Annotated in this window: 16 protein-coding genes; 11 read left to right on the top strand and 5 right to left on the bottom strand. The window is 71.2% G+C overall.

Going from position 1 to position 20,335, the window contains the following annotated elements:
- The first annotated feature begins 70 nt into the window (after positions 1-70).
- Positions 71-664 carry an SIS domain-containing protein gene (locus tag HY049_03465; GenBank protein MBI3447965.1) on the top strand — a complete coding sequence of 198 codons (594 nt, stop codon included), beginning with the start codon at positions 71-73 and terminating at the stop codon, positions 662-664.
- Between the two features lie 13 nt (positions 665-677).
- Here the strand turns inward: HY049_03465 and HY049_03460 are convergent, their stop codons facing one another.
- The gene (locus HY049_03460; GenBank protein ID MBI3447964.1) at positions 678-3,407 is read right to left on the bottom strand and encodes a M1 family metallopeptidase; all 2,730 of its coding nucleotides are present in this window, start codon (positions 3,405-3,407) and stop codon (positions 678-680) included.
- A 173-nt stretch (positions 3,408-3,580) separates the two neighbouring features.
- Between HY049_03460 and HY049_03455 the strand changes: the two genes are divergently transcribed.
- From HY049_03455 to HY049_03425, 7 genes are all read left to right on the top strand, one after another.
- Positions 3,581-4,984, top strand: coding sequence for a sugar transferase (locus HY049_03455; protein ID MBI3447963.1), 1,404 nt, complete (start codon positions 3,581-3,583; stop codon positions 4,982-4,984).
- Between the two features lies 1 nt (position 4,985).
- Positions 4,986-6,059 (top strand): SGNH/GDSL hydrolase family protein, encoded by a 1,074-nt coding sequence (locus tag HY049_03450; protein ID MBI3447962.1) that lies wholly within the window; start codon positions 4,986-4,988, stop codon positions 6,057-6,059.
- Positions 6,056-7,963: a tetratricopeptide repeat protein gene (locus HY049_03445; GenBank protein ID MBI3447961.1), complete on the top strand. Its 1,908-nt coding sequence runs from the start codon at positions 6,056-6,058 to the stop codon at positions 7,961-7,963. Before HY049_03450 ends, HY049_03445 begins: the two co-directional genes overlap by 4 nt.
- Positions 7,964-7,994: 31 nt before the next feature.
- A complete protein-coding gene (locus tag HY049_03440) occupies positions 7,995-9,059 on the top strand; it encodes a nucleotidyltransferase family protein (protein MBI3447960.1) in 1,065 nt (354 codons plus the stop codon).
- Positions 9,056-9,871, top strand: a complete 816-nt coding sequence (locus HY049_03435) for a class I SAM-dependent methyltransferase (GenBank protein MBI3447959.1) — start codon at positions 9,056-9,058, stop codon at positions 9,869-9,871. The genes HY049_03440 and HY049_03435 overlap by 4 nt, the downstream gene beginning before the upstream one ends.
- A gap of 121 nt (positions 9,872-9,992) precedes the next feature.
- Positions 9,993-11,165 carry a polysaccharide biosynthesis/export family protein gene (locus tag HY049_03430; GenBank protein ID MBI3447958.1) on the top strand — a complete coding sequence of 391 codons (1,173 nt, stop codon included), beginning with the start codon at positions 9,993-9,995 and terminating at the stop codon, positions 11,163-11,165.
- 58 nt (positions 11,166-11,223) lie between these two features.
- On the top strand, positions 11,224-13,281 hold the full coding sequence (locus HY049_03425) for a polysaccharide biosynthesis tyrosine autokinase (protein MBI3447957.1): 2,058 nt from the start codon (positions 11,224-11,226) through the stop codon (positions 13,279-13,281).
- Here the strand turns inward: HY049_03425 and HY049_03420 are convergent, their stop codons facing one another.
- The gene (locus tag HY049_03420) at positions 13,282-14,223 is read right to left on the bottom strand and encodes an SDR family oxidoreductase (protein ID MBI3447956.1); all 942 of its coding nucleotides are present in this window, start codon (positions 14,221-14,223) and stop codon (positions 13,282-13,284) included. It abuts the gene before it with no gap.
- Positions 14,224-14,394: 171 nt separating this feature from the next.
- On the opposite strand from HY049_03420, the gene HY049_03415 reads away from it, so the two are divergent.
- From HY049_03415 to HY049_03405, 3 genes are read left to right on the top strand one after another with little or no spacing between them, the layout of a single operon-like run.
- Positions 14,395-15,111, top strand: coding sequence for a lysophospholipid acyltransferase family protein (locus HY049_03415; protein ID MBI3447955.1), 717 nt, complete (start codon positions 14,395-14,397; stop codon positions 15,109-15,111).
- Positions 15,108-16,292, top strand: a complete 1,185-nt coding sequence (gene lpxB, locus HY049_03410; protein ID MBI3447954.1) for a lipid-A-disaccharide synthase — start codon at positions 15,108-15,110, stop codon at positions 16,290-16,292. Before HY049_03415 ends, lpxB begins: the two co-directional genes overlap by 4 nt.
- A gap of 52 nt (positions 16,293-16,344) precedes the next feature.
- Positions 16,345-17,805: a DUF362 domain-containing protein gene (locus tag HY049_03405; protein ID MBI3447953.1), complete on the top strand. Its 1,461-nt coding sequence runs from the start codon at positions 16,345-16,347 to the stop codon at positions 17,803-17,805.
- A gap of 13 nt (positions 17,806-17,818) precedes the next feature.
- On the opposite strand, the gene HY049_03400 is transcribed toward HY049_03405, so the two are convergent.
- The 3 genes from HY049_03400 to HY049_03390 form a co-directional block, all read right to left on the bottom strand.
- Positions 17,819-18,505 carry an ankyrin repeat domain-containing protein gene (locus HY049_03400; GenBank protein ID MBI3447952.1) on the bottom strand — a complete coding sequence of 229 codons (687 nt, stop codon included), beginning with the start codon at positions 18,503-18,505 and terminating at the stop codon, positions 17,819-17,821.
- An 84-nt stretch (positions 18,506-18,589) separates the two neighbouring features.
- Positions 18,590-18,865: a hypothetical protein gene (locus HY049_03395; protein ID MBI3447951.1), complete on the bottom strand. Its 276-nt coding sequence runs from the start codon at positions 18,863-18,865 to the stop codon at positions 18,590-18,592.
- A 75-nt stretch (positions 18,866-18,940) separates the two neighbouring features.
- Positions 18,941-20,332 (bottom strand): transcriptional regulator, encoded by a 1,392-nt coding sequence (locus HY049_03390; GenBank protein MBI3447950.1) that lies wholly within the window; start codon positions 20,330-20,332, stop codon positions 18,941-18,943.
- Positions 20,333-20,335: the final 3 nt, after the last annotated feature.

The raw sequence follows: 20,335 nt of genomic DNA, 5'->3' as shown, positions 1-20,335 counted from the left end.
GGAGGACACTTGAATCCGCCGCCCGGTTCGGTTCAAATGCGGCTCCAATCCCGGAGACGAGGGCCACGCGTTGACCTCCCGGCACATCAAGGCAGCACTCGACGAGAGCGCGGCCGCCCTGGCGCGGCTGACGGGGGACTCCGGGGCGATCGAGTCGATCGCGAGAGCCGGGCTCGCGCTCGCGGAGTGCTTCGAGAGCGCGGGGCGCGTCTTCGCCTGCGGCAACGGCGGGTCGATGTCGGACGCGATGCACTTCGCCGAGGAGCTGTCGGGGAAATTCCGGAAGGAGCGTCGCGCCCTTCCCGCAGCGGCGATCAGCGATCCCGGCCACCTCAGCTGCGCTGCGAACGATTACGGCTATGAAAGCGTCTTCGCGCGGTACCTCGAGGCGCACGCGAGACGCGGGGACGCGCTCCTCGCGATCAGCACCAGCGGGCGAAGCCCCAACGTCGTCCGGGCCGCGGCGCTGGCGCGGGAGCTCGGGCTCACCGTCGTCGCGCTGACCGGACGCGCGGCGACCCCGCTCGCGCGAGAGGCGTCCATCGAGATCTGCACGCCGTTCGGCGAGTGGTCCGACCGCGTGCAGGAGCTCCACATCAAGGTGATCCACATCCTCGTGGAGCTCGTCGAGCGCCGGCTCTTCCCCGAGAACTACGCCGACTGATCTTCCGCGGGGGCTACTCCGCCGCCGGCCGCGCGGTCTCGAAGAAGGAGCTCAGGGCGGCCTGCCCGTACGATCTGAGAGCGATGCACTGGCTCGCGTTCTGAACCCCCTCGGTGAGGAACCGCTCTCCCCCGGGGATCTTCTTCCCCTCGAAGAAGACCCGCGCCGCGTCCCGCCTCGCCTCCGAGCAGAAGACGCCGATCCTCCGCTCGAGTCGCGGCGCGCCCGCAAAACCTCCCGGCATCCGCTTCACGATGTCGTCGAACCGCGCCTCGAGAAACGCGAAGGCCTGGTCGCGCGTCTCCGCCCGCTCGAGCGCGCCGGTCAGGATGCCGTTCAGGTCCTGCACGCGCACCGCGTCGGTGAGCGAGAGCTCCATGGCCGAGGCCAGCGGCGGGCCGGGAGGGAGATTCTCCATCGCGGTCAGCGCGTTCGTCCTCGCGCCGGGAGTGCGCGCCGACGCGAGGAGCACTCTCGCGTCGGCGAACCCGAGGTCGCCGTGGCGCGCCGTGATCGCGAGAGCCGTCGCCGCGATGGACGCGGGGATCGAGGCCGGATCGTCGAGATACCTCCGCGTCCGCTCCGCCGCGCCCGCAAGGACCCACGGGGCGCGGCCCCGGATGCCGAGCGTCTCGAGAAGGCGCGGCCTCAGGATGGCGTCATCATCGCTTTCCCCGGGGGCGGGATCCCACGACAGGCGCTTCCCCTCGGGCTCGAGGGTGCGCCGCACGAAGGACTCGAACCCCTCGCCGCTCGCCAGGTCGTCCCAGACCTCCGCCACGCGGTCGAGGCGTGAGGCGACCTGCTCCAGCTCCCGCCGGCCGCCGTGCTTCGCCACCGCCTCGAGGGTCGTCAGGAAGGCGCCGGGGTCGAGCTTCCCGGCGGCGACCATCGCCCACGACTGATCGAGGAGGGCGATACGGGAGCGCGTGGCGTCGTCGGCCCCCGCCGTTCCGCTCACCCCCCACGGAGAGGACACGGCCTCGCCGAGCCGCGCCGCGACGTCGCGGGGCACCGACCAGCGGTAATAGCCGTACTCGCCCGCGTCGGGGTGGATCCATGCCGGGCACGACGTGGCGCCGGGGAGCGGGGAGGTCATCCGCTCCTCCGAGAGGACGACGCAGGTCCGCGAGACGCCGCCACCGGCCGGATAGGCGAGACAGACGGGGATGATCCACGGGCCGCCCGGCGGGAGGCCCTCGGGGGCCGCGCCGCCGAGAGGGCGGTAGAGGGTCTGGGTCAGCGTCACCATGGGAGGCGCCGCCGCCTGGCACGACGGCGCGGCGTCCACGCGCGGCACGCCGGGACGATCGAGGAATGTCCGGGCCATCTTCCCCACGTCCTTGCCGGACGCGGCGCCCAGGGCCTCGAAGAGATCGTCGGCCGTGGCGTTCCCGTACGCGTGCGCCGCGAGGTGGCGGCGAATCCCGGCGCGAAACGTCTCCTCGCCGAGCCACTGCTCGATCATGGCGAGGATGGTGGCTCCCTTCGCGTAGGTGAGCGCGTCGAAGGACGACTCCGCGTCGCGGACGCCGTTCACCGGCTGGCGCACCGCGCGCGTCCCCGCGACGGAGTCGGCGGCGAACGCGCCCGCGCGCTGCACCAGGAGCCCCTCCCGCGCGCGCCGCTCGGGGTGCCAGAGGTCGGTCGCCCGCGCCGCCATCCACGTCGCGAACGACTCGTTCAGCCAGATGTCGTTCCACCACGGCATCGTCACGAGGTCGCCGAACCACTCGTGCGCGATCTCGTGCGCGATGACCGCGTCGATCCTCCAGAGCCGGGCGAGGGAGGTCGTCTTCGGATCGACGAGGAGCGCCTCCTCCCGGTACGTGATGAGGCCGGCGTTCTCCATCGCGCCTGCGGCAAACTCGGTCTGCGCGGCGGCGTCGAGCTTGTCGAAGGGGTACGGCTGCCCGAAGTACTCCTCCATGATCGGGACCATCTCGGCGTGGGTCCGGAGCGACGACTCGAGCATCGGGCCCTTCCCCTTCGCGGCGACGCCCCGGATGCGCGTCGTGCTCTTCGGCCCCTCCACGAGGTCGAAATCACCGACGTCGAAGGAGAGGAGGTACGCCGGGAGGGGGCGGGTCTCGCGGAAGCGGATGGTCTTGAAGCCGCCCTTCGCGGTCGTCGCCTCGTCGAGGGTCGTCGCGATCGCCGACATCGACTCGGGGATCGTGAGGGTGAGCCGGAACGGAGTCTTGAAGCGCGGCTCGTCGAAGCACGGGAACGCGCGCCGTGCGTCCGCGGTCTCGAACTGGGTGTAGGCGTACCAGTTGCCGGCCTCGTCGCGCGCGCGGTAGAGCCCCGCGAGATTCCGGTCGAACGATCCCGAGAAGACGACGCGCGCCTCCGCCGGCCCCGGATCCAGCGACGCGGGGAGGGTCACCATCTTCTCTCCCTCGCCGGGCTCCGCCCCGGCCCCCGCGGCGTCTGCGACGAGCGCCGGAAAGGTGCGCCCGCCCGCCGTCACGAGGACCGACTCGATCTTCAGGTCCCGGGCGTGGAGGTTGAACGTGTAGACGCGCTCGCGCACGTCGAGGCCGATGACGACCTCCCCCTCGAAGTGATCCTCGCGCGGATCCACCTTGAGCTTGAGGTCGTACCGCGTGGGGGCGACCTCGTCGGGCAGGCGCCCGGGACCCGGGCGGTGCGACGCGGCGCGCCCCGTACCCTCCGCGGAGTAGGCGGCCGGGGCCGCGGCGATGAGGATCGCGGCGGCGAAGCGGGAGAGCGCGGTCATCTTCGACCCTCCGTGGGGATGGGGAGCGCGCGGGAAGGCGCGCGGAGCCGGCCGAGGCTACGCCGCGCCCCCGCGTGCGTCAATCCTCGCGGCGCCGAGCGTCCTTCCCGCGGCGTCGCGTCGCCGGAGGGCGATCCCACCTCCCCCCGGTCGGGGCCTATATTGGGCGCGCGATGGCCGGCCTCTTCCGCGTCCCGGTGAGACGACAGCAGATCCTCCTCGTGCTGGGGGACTTCACGATTCTCGTCGTGTCGCTGCTCCTCGCCTTCGTCATCGCCCGCTTCGCGCACTTCAACATTCTCTTCCTGCTCGACCGGTTCACCGGCGGGAGCATCATCTATTTCTCCGTCTACCTCCTCGTGTTCTTCGTCGGCCAGCTCTACGAGCTCGATCGGCGCTACCGGGAGTCCCATTCGTTCTTCCACATCGCGGCCCTGGTGACGGCGGCGTTCGTCGTGATCGCCACGCTCTACTACGTCGTCCCGTACTGGCGCATCGCCCGCCGCGTCATGGCGATCCAGGCGCCGCTGGTGGCGGTCCTCATCTACCTGTGGCGGAACGCCTACGACCTCGTCTCCCGGCGGTTCGTCGCGCCGCGCGCGGTGCTCCTCGTGGGCGCCGGCGAGACCGCCCAGGCGCTCATCCGGGATCTCGAATCCGCCTACGGCGGCGAGTACCGGATCGCCGGCATCGTCGTCGACGACCCCGCGCTCCAGGGCCTCACGGTCCTCGGCGTCCCGGTGCTCGGCGACACCGAGGGGATCGCCGACGTCGCGGCCCGCGAGGGGATCGAGGCCATCGTCTTCTCCGCGGGGTTCACCGGCGCGTCGAACGGTCACCTGGTCCGCCGCATGCTGGAGCTGAAGGCGCGGGGGGTCCGGGTCTACGAGCTCCCCACCTTTTATATGCGCGTGACGGGCAAGGTGCCCGTGAGGTTCATCGAGGACCGCTGGCTGCTCTTCGGCCAGGATTCCCCGGGTCTGGTCGCTCAGGAAAAGCTGAGGCTGATGAGGCTGTTCGACTACGTCGTCGCCGCCGGCGCCCTCGCCCTCCTCTCGCCCCTCATCCTGATCGTCGGTGCGGCGATCCGGCTGACCTCCCGGGGGCCGATCCTCTACCGGCAGGAGCGCCTCGGCCTCGCCCGGAAGCCGTACCGCCTCCTGAAATTCCGCACCATGGTCGCCGACGCGGAGAAGGAGAGCGGGCCGAGGTGGGCGGACGCCGGGGACCACCGCGTGACGGTCATCGGGAGATTCCTGCGGCGCGCGCGCATCGACGAGATCCCGCAGTTCGTGAACGTGCTGCGCGGGGAGATGGCCGTGATCGGCCCGCGCCCCGAGCGCGCGCACTTCGTGGAGCTGCTCGAGAGGGAGATCCCGTACTACACCCTGAGGTTCGCGGTGCGCCCGGGCCTCACCGGGTGGGCGCAGGTGAACCACCCCTATGGGAACACCGTGGAGGACGCGCACACGAAGCTCCAGTACGATCTGTACTACCTCCAGGAGCGGTCGTTCTTCCTCGACGCGGTGATCGTGCTCAAGACGCTGCAGACGATCGTCTTCCGACCCGGTTACTGACATGAGGGGCGGTCTCCGGAACGCTCTCCTCGCGTGCGCCTCCGCCGGCCTCTTCTTCGGCGCCGCCGAGATCGCGTTGAGGCTGACCGGCCTCGCCCCCTCGAGAGCGCTGCGCTCCCCCGATCTGAGGACCCTCGATGCCATCCCCGGTCTCTTCGAGCCGGGGCAGGACTTCACCGATCGCGTCCGCCGCGATCTCCCGTCGCACATCCGGATCAACAACCTCGGCTTCCGCGGGCGCGATCTGCCCGAAGCGCGGCCGGCGTCGGCGCGGCGCGTCCTGTGCCTCGGGGACTCCTACACGTTCGGCGATCACGTGAACGACGACGAGGCCTACCCCGCGCTCCTCCAGGCGGCGCTGCGCGCGGCATCCCCCGCGGCCGGGTACGAGGTCGTGAACGGCGGGGCCAACGGCTTCGGCGTCCTGGACGAGGAGCGGTTCTGGATCGAGAAGGCGGATCGCGTCGATCCGAACCTGGTCATCGTCACATTCTCCCCGAACGACATCTCCGACCTGACGCGCCCCGCGCTCGTCTACGATCAGATGCGCGAGCACGCCGCGGTGAAGTCGAGGCCCGTCGTGGGCCCGCTTCTCAGGTTTCTCCAGGACACCGCCTGCTTCAACGCGCTCCAGATCCTGGCGGCCAGGGGAAGCGTCGCGATGAAGTCGCACGACGCGATCCCCCGGGTGGAGCCGTCGCGCGCCGGCCCCGACGCGGCTCCCGAGGCCTGGGAGGCCTATCACAGGGCGCTCGTCGCCTTCGGAGGCGCGCTCGGGAGGCGGGGCCGCGCGTCCCTTCTCGTCCTCTATCCGTCGTGCGGAAACGTCTCGGGCGAGGATAGGTCCTTCGCCTCGGATCGCCTTCCCGGCTGGGCCGCAGAGGCCGGCATCCCCTTCCTCGACCTCCTGCCGGCGTTTCGTGACGCCGCGCGCGCGGGGTCGCCGCTCTTTCTCGTGCCCGCCGACGCGCATCCGTCTCCGGCCGGTCATGCCGTCGCCGCGCGGGCGATCGCCCGGCGCCTCCTCGAGGGCTCCGCCGCGCCGCCTCCCCCCGAGAGGGGAGTCGGCCCTTGACGGCGCGCGGGTGGGGGCTCGCGGCCGCGGCCGCGCTCGTCGGGGCGCTTCTCTACGCGAACACGATCCCGAACGAGTTCGTCTTCGACGACATCGCCGTCGTCCGCGACAATCCGTTCGCCCGCGATCCGTCGGCGGTCCGGGACATCTTCCTCTCGAGCTACTGGGCCGGGGCGCATGGGCCGGCCGACCTCTACCGGCCGATCACGATCCTCAGCCTCGCGCTGAATCGGGCCGTCACGGGGGAGGGGGCGGCGGGATACCACGTCGTCAACGCGCTGCTGCACGGCCTCGTCTCGGGCGCTGTCGTGCTGCTGGCGATGGCGCTCGGGCTCCCGGGCGGCGCCGGACTTGCCGCGGGGCTTCTCTTCGCGGCGCATCCTGTCCACGTGGAGGCGGTCGCTCCCGTCGTCGGCCGGTCGGAGCTCCTCGCCGCGCTCTCGGTTCTCGCGGCCTGGCTCGTGCACCTGCGCGCGCGCCGGGGCGCCGGGGCGTTCGCCGCCACGATCGCCCTGTTCGGCGTCGGGCTCCTCTCGAAGGAGAACGCGATCGTGTTCCCGGCGCTCGCCGCCCTCGCCGCGGTGGCCCCCCCGCATGAGGATCGTGCCGGGCGGCCGTCGCGATCGAGACGCCTGGAGCTCGCCGGTCTCGCGCTCCTCGCGGGGGGGTACGTCGCGGCCCGCGCGGCGCTCGTGCCGGCGGCGTCGATGATCGATCCGAGATCCAACGTGTACGCCTCGGCCGGCGGGGCGACGCGCCTCCTCACGTCCGTCGGCGTCCTCGGACGGTATCTGGGGCTCCTGGTATTTCCGCGGACCCTGTCGGCGGACTACTCGTACCGCCAGATCGAGGCGATCGGCTCGCCGCTCGACCCGCTCTTCCTCGCTTCGGCGGCCGCCCACGTCGCGCTGCTCGCCGCCGGGCTGCTCCTCCTGCGCCGGGGGCGCCTCTCCGGCCTGGGGATCCTGATCTACCTCGTCGCGATCCTGCCGGCTTCGAACCTCCTCGTGCCGACCGGAACGCAGATGGCCGAGCGCCTCCTCTATCTTCCCTCCGTGGGGCTGTGCCTCGCCGTCGCGGCGCTCTTCGGCGAGCCGCCCCTCTCGTCGCGCCCGGCCTTGCGGCGCGCGGGGGTCGGGGCGCTCGCGCTCGCAATCGCTCTCTTCGCCGCCCGCACCGTGGAGCGGAACCGCGACTGGTCGGACCAGCTCACGCTCTTCTCGAGGACCGCCGCCACGTCGCCGCGAAGCGCAAAGGTCCACTTCAACTACGGCCACGCCCTCGGCGAGCGCGGCGATCACGAGGCGGCCATCGTCGAGTATCGCCGCGCCCTCGAGATCCAGGGGGATCTCGCCGAGGCCCGCCACAATCTCGGCCGCGAGCTCCTCGATCGGGGGGACGTCCGCGGGGCGATCGACGAGATCGGCGCCGCCGCCCGTCTCGACGCCGCCCTCCCCGACGTGCGCTCGGATCTGGGGCTGGCGCTCGCCCGCGCGGGGCGCCTCGCCGAGGCCGAATCGGCGTATCGCCAGCAGCTCGCTCTCCACCCGGAGGAGTACGCCGCGAACATGAACCTGGGGATTCTTCTCCTGGATCGGGGGGACGCCGCCGCCGCGATTCCGCACCTGGATCTGGCCGTGAAGGCGAAGCCCGCGGACGCCGACGCGCGCGGCCGGCAGATCCTCGCCCTGGCGCTGACGGGGAGGCCGGCGGACGCGATCGCCGCTCTCGACTCGGCGCTCGCCGCGAGCGCCGCCTTCCCGAAGATGCTCGTCCCGTTCGCGCGCGCGGCGGTCCGCCTCGGCCTCACGGATCTCGCGAGGGCGGCGGCGGGTCGGGGCGCCGCGGCCGGTGCGGCGCTCCCCGAAGATCTCCGCGCGCTCCTCCCGGCGCCGTCGCCTTGACGGAGCGCGAAGCCCGGAAGTAGCGTGCCGCATGATCGAGCATTCCCACCACACGGACGGGGATGTGGCGCGCTTCGCGATATCCCTGCTCCGCGGGGAGGCGCTCCCGGACGTCGCCGCGAGCGATGCCGCCCGCATGGCGGAGGGGCTGAGGCGGTCGGGGCTGACCGCGCTGGCGCTCCACCGCCTCAACGGCCGCGACGTCCCCCCGGCCCTCCGGGGCGCCCTGGAGACGGAGCGGAACCGGCTCCGGGCCGACCTCGCGCTCCTCTACGACCGCCTCTCGCGCCTGTCGGTCGTGCTCGACGCGGCCGGAGTCCCGTTCATCGTGCTCAAGGGGGCGGCCCTCGCGCCGCTCCTGTATGAGGCCCCCGAGCACCGGCCGATGGTCGACGTCGACATCCTCATCCGCCGGGGCGACTGGCCGCGCGCCCGCGCCGCCCTGCTCGAGCACCGATACAAGCTGCCGACCGAGCAGGAGGAGGCCTACTGGCTCGCGAACTACTTCAACTTCTCCGTCGGGTCCCCGGATCCGCGGCCGGCGTCGTTCGACGTGCACTGGTCGCTCGGCCAGGAGATCCGGTTCCGCGTCGACGAGGAGGGGCTGTGGGCGCGGTCGGCGACGATCGTGTCCGAGGGGAGGACGCTCCGCCGGCTGGGGAACGAGGATCTTCTCCTCGGCCTCATCCTCCATCTCGCGTACCATTACTTCGACGCGCGCCTCCTGTGGCTTCACGATCTGCACCTTCTCTGCGGGAAGGTGCCGATCGACTGGGAGGCGGCGACGCGGCGCGCGGAGAGCTGGGGGATGAGGACGATCTTCGCGCTCGGTCTCGCGTACGTCGAGAAGGTCTTCCCCGGGTCGATCCCGCCCCGCGCCCTCGCCAGAAACGCGCTCGGCCCGCTCCGGCGCGGGATGCTCGCCACCCTCAGGTCACCTCAGCCCGGTCGCCTCTTCCGGGGGGATGACGTCCGCGCGGGGCAGATCGTGCAGGGGCTCCTCGTGATGGACTCTCCGCTGACGATGGTCCGGTTCAGCGCCGACAAGCTCTCCCGCCGCCTGCGGTTCCTCGGCCGGAGGCCGCGCCTGAAATGAACGAGCGGGATCCCGTGGAGGGGCCCCGACCGGAGCCGGAGGCGCGCCGATCCCTCGCGACCGTCCGGGAGTACCTCGAGGAGAAACGGGGGCTGACGCTCGCCGACCACGAGGCCGAGTTCCGCAAGACGATCGCGCTCCTTCGCCGCGTGAAGGAGTTCGGACCGGGCGCCGACCTCCTCGAGATCGGATCCGGATCCGGCTGGTTCACCACCCTCGCGAGCCGGGAGGGGTACCGTGCCGTGGGGGTGGAGATCTCGTGGGAGCTCGTGGAGTTCGCGCGGCGCCGGGCCGCGGAGGCGGGGATCGCGGCCACCTTCCACGAGTCGCGCGCCGAGTCCCTCCCGCTTCCCGACGCGGCCTTCGACGTCGCCTACGCGAACTCGGTCATGGAGCACGTGAAGGGATGGAGGGAAGCGCTAAGGGAAGCGCACCGCGTCCTGAGGCCGGGCGGCCTCCTCTTCGTCGGGACGACCAATCGCCTGTACCCGATCTCGACGGAGATCGACTTCCCTTTCTACCAGTGGCTGCCTCTCGCGGCCCAGATCCGCATCGCGCTCCGCAAGAAGGGGCCCGACGTGATGGAGAACGGGCTTGCCTGGAACCACTTCACGCCCATGGGGCTTCGCCGGGCCCTCGCGGAGACCGGCTTCCGACAGGTCCTCGACGTCTTCGATCTCGTCCGCCCCGGGGACCTGCGGGGTGTCAAAAGAGCGGCGGTTCCCCTGCTCGGCCTGCTCCGTTCGTCGCGGGCGGCGAGAATCCCCCTGTTCACGCTCATCTCGACGACCAATCTCTGGGCGTTGAAGTAGGCGGGACGGGCTGGATTCCTTGACGGTCCACCCGTAAGGCACTAATCTTTCAACACTTTTGGGTCGATTGGAGGAGGGACTGCGCTTGCGTCAACCGAGCCGCGTCCGGTCGCGGAGGATCGTGCTCCGCGCGGCCGCGGGCTTCGTCGCCGCGGTCGCCCTCCCTCCCGCGCTCGCCGACGTGACGCTTCCCACCCTCACCGGCGTCTCGGTCTCCATCGAGGGGAAGCTCGTGCGCGCGACGCTCCAGGGAGGCCCCGGGTTCGAGGACTTCACTCTCGGGCGCCAGGGGCCGCCGGAAAAGCGCGACCTCGTCCTGGTCCTGAGGGGCGCGGTGAGCGCGGTCAGCGCCACCCCCACCGACGTCTCGGGGCCCGACCCGATCCTCCCGTTCGAGATCACTCCCGTCGTCGATGCGGCGGGGGCGTCGGTGCGCATCGTCTTCCCGGCGGAGGGGGACGCGCTCGTGCGGCTCGAGCGGGACCACGGACAGCTCTCCCTCGTCCTGATTCCCCCCGAGCCGAAGCGCACCGTCTCGGCCGACACCTACCGCATCGGCGCCGACGACGTCCTGGCGATCTCCGTCTTCGGGCACGACGACCTCACCAAGACGACGAAGGTCAGTCCCGTCGGCCTCATCAACTTCCCGCTCATCGGCAACGTTCACGCCGCGGGGCGCAGTGTCGACGAGGTCTCGGTGGAGATTCAGGATCGCCTCGCGAAGGATTTCCTGGTCGATCCGCACGTGACCGTGTCGGTCTGGGAGTATCTGAGCCAGTGGGTGAACGTGATCGGCGAGGTCGCGAAGCCCGGGCGGTACTACATGACCGGGCCGACGACCATCGTCGACGCCATCTCGCAGGCGGGCGGCCTCCGCGCGACCGCGGGGGAGACGGTTCTCGTCGCGCGGCGCGCCGGGGAGGCGAACCCCGACGCGGCGGGTGAGATCCTCAGGTATTCCACGGCCTCCCTCCTCAGCGAGGAGAAGGCTTCGGTCATCGTGAGGCTGCGCCCGGGCGACGTCGTCAACGTGCTCGCGCGCGAGGTCTTCTACGTCTCCGGAGAGGTGCGGAACCCCGGAGCCTACCCGCTCGAGCGGGGGACGACCCTCACGAAGGCGATCACCATGGCGGGCGGCGCGGCCTCCGGGGGCGCGGGCTCCGCCGAGCTGATCCACGAGGAGAACGGATCCCAGCAGAGACTGTCGTTCACGCTGCGGGACATCGAGGAGAGGAAGATCCAGGATCCAGCGCTCCGGCCCGGCGACGTCGTCGTGGTCCGGGCGAGATCCTGAGAGGCGTCGGGAGCCGATGAACACGCAGGAGACCGGTCGCGAGCGCGGAAGCCACCTCATGGATTCGTGGAGAATCCTCTGGGGCGGGCGCACCACCGTCCTCACGACGTTCATCGTCATCGTCACGGTCGGCATGGTCGGGACCTTCCTCCAGGCGAAGATCTACCGCGCGGCCGCGACGCTCGAGATCCACGCGCGCGCGCAGAAGGTCGCACCGGTCGCGGACGTCTCGCAGATCGGGACGACGGAGATGGGCTGGTCGGCCGAGGACCGCTACTTCAAGACGCAGCTCGAGGTCCTCAAGAGCCGCGACGTCGCCGAGCGCGCCTTCGACCAGCTCGGGCTCAAGGAACATCCGCGCTTCAAGGGGATCGAGGATCCGGTCGGGCTCTTCGCCAAGATGCTCGAGATAGAGCCGGTGGCCGACACGGGCGTCGTCCGCCTCGCGATGGAGGGCCCGGACAGGGAGGAGACCGCGGCGTGGGTCAACGCCGTGGCCGACGCGTACGTCCAGCGCAACATGGACCAGGCGGTGCAGGCGACGCGCGCGGCCGTCGACGCGCTGCTCCAGGAGATGGAGCCCTGGAAGAAGCGCCTCGCCGATACCGAATCGAAGAAGTTCGCCTACGCGCGGGATCAGAAGGTCTTCGTCCCGGAGGTCGAGCGGAAGTCCTACGACGAGCGGCTGTCGCAGCTCGAGAAGGACGCCACGACGACGCAGCTCCACCGGCTCCAGCTCGAGGCGGTCTTCCAGAAGATCAAGGAGATCGAGCAGGCCGGCGGCACGTACCAGGTCATCCCCCAGGTCGCCGAGGACCAGGTCCTCCGCGATCTCAACAAGCAGCGGATCGATCTCGAGACCGAGCTGAAGCGGCTCCTCGTCACGTACAAGCCGGGGCACTTCAAGGTCAAGGAGATCTCCTCCGAGCTCGACAAGCTCAAGCAGAAGATCGACTCCGAGACCGAGAGGATCATCAGCGCGATCCGGACCGATTACTCGCTCACGCAGGAGCGCGAGAAGGACCTCCGGGGCGCGATCGATGCGACCAAGAACGAGGCGCTCACGGTCTCGGAGAAGGCCTCGGGCTACACGATGCTCGAGACCGAGGCGGCCGAGTCGAAGCGCATCTACGACCTCATGACGGGGCGCATCAAGGAGGTCGATCTCAACGCCGCCCTGATCCGCAACAACGTCTCCGTCCTCGACCACGCGATCGTCCCGCGCCACCCGGAGCGGCCGAAGAAGCTCCTGAATCTCCTCCTCTCGATCTTCCTGGGCCTGGGCGTCGGCGTCGGGCTGGTCTTCTTCCTGGAGTACGTCGACGCGACCGTCCGCTCCGCCGACATGGTGGAGCGCGAGCTCGGGCTGAGGATGCTCGCCATCGTTCCGACGAACCTCCCGGAATCGGCGGAGGCGGCGAACGAGGCGTTCCAGTCGCTGCGGCTCGCGATCCAGATCGAGAGCCAGGAGGGCGATCGCCGCGTGCTCCTCGTCACCAGCGCGGCGCCGGCCGAGGGGAAGTCCACGGTCGCGGCCGCGCTGGCCCGCAGCCTGGCCCGCGGGGGCGATCGGGTCTGCCTGGTCGACGCCGACCTGAGGCGCCCGTCGCTGCACACCGTCTTTTCCGTCCCTTCGAGCCCCGGCCTCGGCAACGTGCTCGCCGCGGGCGAGGCGGCGCCGGCGTGGAGGACCCACCTGAGGGACGGCGACGTGGGGGGGCTGAAGCTGCTCCCGTGCGGATCGCTTCCCCCCAACCCTCCCGAGCTCATCGCGAGCGAAAGGTTCAGCGCGCTCGTGAAAATCCTCAAGTCCGAGTTCGACTGGGTGGTGATCGACTCGCCGCCGGTCGTCGGGCTCGTCGACGCCGTCCACGTGGCCTCGCTCGCCGACCTCACGCTCCTGGTGATCCGGCACGCGTCGACGGACAGGGACCTCGTGAAGAACGGCATCGAGGGGCTGAGGCGCGCGGGCGGCCGCATCGCGGGGGCCGTGCTGAACGACGTCGACATCACCCGCGGCGACGCGCGGTCCTCGTATGGGGCCGTCTATTACCCGTCGCGCGTCTCGTCCGACACGTCGCGATCCTCCGCCCTCAGGCGGCCGGCCGCCCTCTAGTCAGAGGGCCAGGCGGGCCCGGAAGTCCTGCAGGGTCTTACCGAGCCCCTCGCCGAGATCGACCTTCGGCTCCCAGCCCAGCAGCCGTCGCGCCCGCGTGATGTCGGGCTGTCGGACCTTCGGGTCGTCCACCGGGAGCGGCCGCGACTCGATCTTCGACGCGCTGCCCGTGATCCGGACGATTTCGTCGGCGAGCTGGCGGACCGTCATCTCCACCGGGTTGCCGATGTTCACAGGCTCGTGGATGTCGGAGTCGAGCAGCTTGACGATGCCCCCCACCAGATCCGACACGTAGCAGAACGAGCGCGTCTGGGAGCCGTCGCCGAAGACGGTGATCGGCTCGCCCCGGAGCGCCTGCGCGAGGAACGTCGGGATGGCGCGGCCGTCGCGGATGCGCATGCGCGGCCCATAGGTGTTGAAGATGCGGACGATCGCGGTGTCGACGCCGTGGTACCTGTGGTAGGCCATCGTGATCGCCTCGGCGAAGCGCTTCGCCTCGTCGTACACGCCGCGCGGGCCGATCGGGTTCACGTTACCCCAGTACGATTCCTGCTGGGGATGGACCTGCGGGTCGCCGTAGACCTCGGAGGTCGACGCGATCAGGATGCGGGCCTTCTTCACCTTCGCGAGGCCGAGCGCCTTGTGGGTGCCGAGGCTGCCGACCTTGAGCGTCTGGATCGGCAGCTCCATGTAGTCGATCGGGCTCGCGGGGGAGGCGAAGTGCAGGATCGCGTCCACCCCGTCGGCGACGTAGATGTAGTTGGTGATGTCCAGATTGATGAAGGCGAAGGCCGGATGCCCCATCAGGTGCGCGATGTTCTCGGGGCTCCCGGTGAGGAGGTTGTCGACGCAGACGACGCGGTCTCCGCGCTGGATGAGGTGGTCGCAGAGGTGCGACCCGATGAACCCGGCGCCGCCGGTGATCAGAACGCGCTTGGACATGGACTCTCCTGGGCCGTCGGGCGCCGGCGCCCCGCGCCGCGATGACGGACGGGCCATTCAATCCGAGGCGCCCTCGATCGTCAAGCGCACGGCCCTCGAGGGCCCTTGCGTTATCATGCGCGGCGCCCGATCGGCCCGCGCCCCGCGGGAGTCGGGGAGGAGAGCGCCCCGTTGAAGCTGCCCGGCTGGCTGATGCTGCCGCTCGTGCCCCGGGCGGCATCGCTCGCCATCCGGGGCCTCCGGGCGACGATGAGCCTGAGGTGCTCCGGGGGTGAGGTGCTCGAGTCGATCCGCGCGGGCGGCCGGCCGTACATCCACGCCTTCTGGCACGGCCATCTCCTGCTGATGCCGTACGCCTATCCCGGCGGGAGGATCGCGATCCTGATCAGCGAGCATCGGGACGGGGAGTACATCGCGCGCACGATGGCCCGGTTCGGCCACTCGGCGATCCGCGGGTCGACGACGTCGGGAGGGGCCGCCGCGCTCCGAGGGGCGGTGCGGCGGGCGAAGGATGGATGGGACATCGGCTTCACCCCGGACGGACCGAGGGGGCCGAGGCACGTCGTGCAGATGGGAGTCGTCCTCACCGCGCGCCTCTCGGGGCTGCCGATCGTCCCCGTCTCGTTCGCCGCCTCCGGCGCGCGCTCTCTCGGCTCGTGGGACGGCTTCGTCGTTCCGAAGCTCTTCTCGCGCGGCGTCTTCGTGTACGGCTCTCCCGTTCCGGTCACGGCGTCGGCGGATGAGGACGAGATGCGGTCGGCCGCCTCGAGGCTGCAACAGGCCCTCGTCCTCGGCACCGAGGAGGCGCAGCGGCTCGCCAGCGACCGGGCCGCGTTCGAGGGGCTCCGTCCCGTCGGGCCCCTGCGCGCCGCGGAAGCCTCGCGATGAGCGGCGGACCCGGGCGGCGCCGCGTGCTGATCGTGGCCGGCGAGACATCGGGGGATCGCCACGCCGCGGGACTGATGCGGCAGGCCGCGGCGATTGACCCGGGCCTCGAGTTCGTGGGCATCGGCGGCGCCGAGATGCGCGCGGCCGGCCTCGATCCGATCTTCGACGCGGAGTCGATCGCGGTCGTCGGTCTCTTCGAGGTGCTGAGGCACCTCCCCGCGCTCCGGAGGGCGTTCGCCCTCTGCCTCGAGACGCTGCGCGGCGGGGTCGACGCCGTGGTCCTCGTGGACTACCCGGGGTTCAACCTGCGGCTCGCCGCGCGGGCGCACGCCATGGGGGCTCGCGTCCTCTACTTCATCAGCCCCCAGGTCTGGGCGTGGAAGGCGGGGAGGATCGACCAGATTGCGCGGGACATCGACCGCCTCCTCGTCGTCTTTCCGTTCGAGGTGGACCTGTACCGCGGCCGCGGGCTCGAGGTCGAGTGCGTCGGCCATCCTCTCGTCGACGAGGTGCGCGCGTCGGGCCCGCCCGACGACGTGGCGCTCCGGATCGGCCTCGATCCCCGGCGGCCGACTCTGGGCATCCTTCCGGGGAGCCGCGCCTCGGAGGTTTCGCGCCATCTTCCGCCCGCTCTCGGGGCGGCGCGGCGGCTCAAACGGTTCGAGCGCGAGCTGCAGATCGTCATCCCCCTGGCGCCCACGATTGACGACGCGACGACGCGATCGGCGCTCGCGGAGTTTCCGGATCTGAATCCGGTGTTGAGCCGCGAGCCCTTCTACGATCTGCTCTCGGTCTGCCGGGCGGCCATCGTCTCGTCGGGGACGGCGACGCTGGAGGCCGCGCTGATGGAGATCCCCATGGTCGTCATCTACCGCCTGCATCCGCTGACGGCCATGGTGGCCCGCCGGCTGACGACCATCGAGAACTTCGGGCTGGTCAACGTCGTCGCCGGCGCGCGCATCGTCCCGGAGTGCATCCAGGAGAACTGCACGCCGGAGCGCATCGCGCGCGAGGTCGAGAGATTCTTCGCCGATCCGGCGCTCCGGGAGGGGGTCCGCAGGGATCTCGCCGGCATCCGCGCGAAGCTGGGAGAGGGGGGCGCGTACACGCGGGCGGCCCGGTCGCTCGTCGATTTCCTGTCGAAGGCAGGAGACGGCGCCCGAGCGCCCGCGGCTCTTTGACACTTCCCGGGGCGGTCGCTAGATTTCGCCGAACCATCGGAGATCGAGAAGTTTGAGCAGGACACCCGTTTCCATCTGCGACGTCGGCGACGCCACGTACCCCGGCCGGGCGCCGTTCGATCCCCCCGAGGCGTACCCGGAGATCGCGCCGCGGCCGGCCCGCCTCGACGTCCACAACCGCATCTATCCCGCCGTCCGGGAGAGCTTCTTCCAGCTCGGCTTCGACGCCGGGCGCTACGGGACCGCGTCGTGGAACCCCCTCGGCGAGCTGGTGAGGCCCGGCGATCGCGTCGTCATCAAGCCGAACCTCGTGCGCCACTTCCACGGCGACGGGCTGACGACGGAATCGCTCATCACCCACGGGTCGATCCTCAGGGCGGTCCTCGACTACGTCCTCGTCGCGCTGCGCGGCCAGGGAAAGCTGACGATCGGCGATTCGCCGCTCCAGTACGCCGACTTCCCGACATGCCTCAGGCTGTCGGGGGTGGACGCGGTGCTCGAGGCGGCGCGCGAGCGGACGCGCTTCGACATCCGGGCGGTCGATTTCCGGAAGGAGCGATCCGAGAAGCGCGACGGGATCATCTACAGCCGCATCCCGAATCACGGAGACCCGATGGGTTACCGGGAGATCGAGCTCGGGACCCACAGCCGCTTCGACGGGCTCGGGGAGCGCAGCCCGCGGTACCGCGTCACGCAGTACGACCCGACGACGATGTCGAAGAGCCACGGGCCCGATCGCAACGCCTACCTCTTCCCCGCGACGGTCCTCGACGCCGACGTCCTGATCAATCTCCCGAAGCTCAAGACGCATCGCAAGGCGGGGATCACCGCCGCGATGAAGAACCTCGTCGGGATCAACGGATCCAAGGACTGGCTGCCGCACCATTCGTTCGGATCGGTCGCGGAAGGAGGGGACGAGTACCTCGCCCCCTCGCTGAGGAAGCGTCTCTCCTCCACGGTGAGGGATCGGATGGAGGCCGCGGACGGTCACCTCGCGAAGAGGCTCTACAAGACGCTCGACCGCGGCATCCTCTACACGCGCCGGCTCGTCCCACTCCCCGATCCCTTCTTCGAAGGGTCATGGTACGGCAACGACACGATCTGGCGGACCGTTCACGATCTGCACCGCGTGCTCTTTTTCGCGGATCGGGACGGCGCGATGCGGGAGGAGCCCCAGCGCCGCTACCTTGCGCTGATCGACGGCATCGTCGCCGGCGAGAGGGAGGGGCCCATGCACCCGAGCCCGAAGCGCGGCGGCGTCCTCGTCGCCTCGACCAACCCGCTCGCGGCGGACCTCGTCTGCTGCCGGCTGATGGGCTTCGACGAGCGCAAGCTGCCGGTCCTCAACTACGCCGTCGGCAACGGTTTCTACCCGTCGCTCGCCGCGGCGGCCGACGTCGACCTCCGCGTCAACGTCGAGAGGTGGAAGCGCCTCTTCACGCTGAAACGGACGGAGACTCTCGCCTTCGAGCCGTCGGCCGGGTGGAAGGGGCACATCGAGCTCGAGGCCTGAGCGCCGCCCGCGCTCACCTCCCCGCGCCCCGCTCCCGAACCAGGGAGACGATCTCGGTCCTGCCGCGGAGCCTCGCGAGAAGAAGCGAGATCCGTCCTTCGAGCCCGGCGCGCATCCTCAGCTCCGGCGCCCTCTCGAGGAGGGCCTTCACGACCGATGTCCTTCCCGCCGCGACCGCGTTCGTCAGCGCGCGGCTCCCGGAATCCTCGTCCGCGCGCTGAATCGCCCCTCTCTCCAGGAGCAGGAAGAAGATGGCGTCCATGTCGCCCGCGCCGCGCCCGGCGTCGCAGTCGCATGCCGCGGCGGCGGCCACCAGCGGCGTCAGCCCGTCGGTGGACGCGCCGTTCACGTCGGCGCCCCGATCGAGAAGCAGGCGCACGGCGTCGATCTGCCCCTTGTGGATCGCGTGGAGGAGAGGCGTCCATCCGTGAATCCATCCATCGCGCCGATCGACGGCGGCGCCCGCGTCGACCAGCGCGGCCATCGCGTGCGTGGTCCCGGCGCGCGCCGCCCACATGAGAGGCGTCCACCCCTCGGGGTCGAGGCCGTCCGGCGCGGCGCCGCCTGCCAGCAGGCGACGCACCTCCGGAACGTCGCCGCCCCTCGCGGCGATCGCGAGCGGTGTCGCGGGGTGGGGAATGCATCCGGTGACTTGCAGCGCGAGGGCGATCCAGGTGATGAGCGTCAGGCGGCCTTTCATGATGCGGGCTCCTCTTCGATTCGGGCCCCGGTCCGGGTCAGCCGTCCTGGCTCGATCCCGCCTCGAGGGGCCGTGGATGGGACGCTAGGTGAGAAAGAAGACGGCGGCGAAAGCGGCGAGCGCCGCGGCGGCCTGAATCGCCATCATCCGCAGCGCCTGGCCCGGCGCCCGGGACAGCCACTTGAGCGCGAAGAACGCCAGGACGGGGACCTGACCTGCCATGAGGATCTGGAAGAGATGGGCCGCGGTGCACTCATCGGCCTCGTGGACGATGCCGAACATGGCCACGTGACCGAGCACGATGGCGAGGGCGGCGAGAGACATGGCCGGGGGAATCCAGGCGGTCGGCTGCTTCATCATGCGGGGATCATGGCGCGAGCCCCGACGAAAGACCTGAGCGAATGATGAGGAAGGCGTGATTTCCGGGTCATCACCCTATTCGGGGAGCCTCGGACGCCGCGTGAGCCCCAGCACCAGCCCGGCCCCGAAGAGGAACCCCTCGTAGACGGCGAGGACCGTGCGCGTCCAGGGCCCGACGTCGCGCTCGCCCAGGAGGTGGGCGAGGGGGGCGATGCCGACCTGCGACCCGTCGAAGGAGCGCGCCATGAAGTCGAGGCTCGTCCCGCTGAGATGCCCTCCCGCCAGCGTCAGCGCCACGCCGCCGAGCGCGCAGCACGCGCCGGTGATCGCGGCGGCGCGCAGGCGGCCTGCGCCGCGCGGCGTCGCCATCCCGCCCCCTCCGGGCCGGGGCGTCGAGATCGCGTAGCCGAGCCCCGCCGCGCCGCCGATGACGAGACCCTCGAATCCCCCCCCCGTGGCGGCGAGGTCGTGCCCGAACAGCCCCTCGAGCGTCGCGCGGCCGATGAGGTGAGCGCCGAACCCGACGGCGCCGCCGCCGAGCGCGCCGAACGCGGCGAGCGCGGCGCCGCGAAACGATCGCGCGACCGCCTCGGCGACCGCGAGCCCGGCTCCCACCCCCGCGGCGCCGAGACCTCCGACGATCGCGCCGACGAGCGCGAGGGTCACCGGGAGGGCCTGGGAAGCGGTCGAGTCCGGGGAAAACCTCATCGCCGCCGCCCCACCCAGCCCCGCGACGAGCCCCGACGCGGCGCCTCCTCCCGCCGCCGCGCCCCATCGGGCCGAGGCGAGACGGGCGGCGCGGCCGAGCCGCATCCCGACCAGGGCGAGAATCGTCCGCCCGGCCGCCGGAGAACCGAGGATCGGCACGGCGCCCGCGCCGACGACGTCCCATCTCGCGTCGCGAAGCAGGGCGCGACCTCCGGGACCGCCGCGCATGGCGTCGAGCCGGCGAAGCGCTTCGGCCGTGCCGAGGGAGTGGAGCGCCTCCGCCGCGGCGCGCTGTTCCTGCTCTCTCTCCGCGCGCGTCGAGGCCGTCGGGGCGAGAAGGCGCTGGAGCTCGGGGGCGAACGGATCCGTCTCCGCGGCGGGAGCCGCCCGGGCCGGGACGCGGGGAGCGGGCCCCGTCTCGGCCTCTTCCACGACGTCCGGATGGACGAAGCGGTACCCGTGTCGCGGAAGCGTGCGGATGAACGCCGGCTCGCGCGGATCGTCTCCGAGCGCGCGGCGCAGGGTGCGGATCGCCTGGCTCAGCGCCCCGTCGGAGACGACGACGTCGCTCCAGGCGGCGTCGAGGATCGCGTCGCGGGACACCGCCGCGCCTCGGCGGGCGACGAGCAGGACGAGGAGATCGAAGTACCGCGGGATGAGCGGGATCTCGGCGCCGTCGCGCGAAAGCGTGCGTTGCGACGGCGAGAGCGTGAAGGCGCCGAAACGGAATCGGGTCGGCGGCGGGGGAGGTGTTTCCATCGT

The sequence above is a fragment of the Acidobacteriota bacterium genome, from assembly GCA_016195325.1.
GTDB lineage: Bacteria > Acidobacteriota > Polarisedimenticolia > JACPZX01 > JACPZX01 > JACPZX01.
This window is presented reverse-complemented; position numbering and strand designations above follow the sequence as displayed.

What these genes read in the sequence shown, in the direction of transcription:
- HY049_03460 (MBI3447964.1), bottom strand. Translation starts at nt 3,407, where the DNA reads ATGACCGCGCTCTCCCGCTTCGCCGCCGCGATCCTCATCGCCGCGGCC.
- HY049_03455 (MBI3447963.1), top strand. Translation starts at nt 3,581, where the DNA reads ATGGCCGGCCTCTTCCGCGTCCCGGTGAGACGACAGCAGATCCTCCTC.
- HY049_03450 (MBI3447962.1), top strand. Translation starts at nt 4,986, where the DNA reads ATGAGGGGCGGTCTCCGGAACGCTCTCCTCGCGTGCGCCTCCGCCGGC.
- HY049_03440 (MBI3447960.1), top strand. Translation starts at nt 7,995, where the DNA reads ATGATCGAGCATTCCCACCACACGGACGGGGATGTGGCGCGCTTCGCG.
- HY049_03435 (MBI3447959.1), top strand. Translation starts at nt 9,056, where the DNA reads ATGAACGAGCGGGATCCCGTGGAGGGGCCCCGACCGGAGCCGGAGGCG.
- HY049_03425 (MBI3447957.1), top strand. Translation starts at nt 11,224, where the DNA reads ATGGATTCGTGGAGAATCCTCTGGGGCGGGCGCACCACCGTCCTCACG.
- HY049_03420 (MBI3447956.1), bottom strand. Translation starts at nt 14,223, where the DNA reads ATGTCCAAGCGCGTTCTGATCACCGGCGGCGCCGGGTTCATCGGGTCG.
- lpxB (MBI3447954.1), top strand. Translation starts at nt 15,108, where the DNA reads ATGAGCGGCGGACCCGGGCGGCGCCGCGTGCTGATCGTGGCCGGCGAG.
- HY049_03400 (MBI3447952.1), bottom strand. Translation starts at nt 18,505, where the DNA reads ATGAAAGGCCGCCTGACGCTCATCACCTGGATCGCCCTCGCGCTGCAA.
- HY049_03395 (MBI3447951.1), bottom strand. Translation starts at nt 18,865, where the DNA reads ATGATGAAGCAGCCGACCGCCTGGATTCCCCCGGCCATGTCTCTCGCC.
- HY049_03390 (MBI3447950.1), bottom strand. Translation starts at nt 20,332, where the DNA reads ATGGAAACACCTCCCCCGCCGCCGACCCGATTCCGTTTCGGCGCCTTC.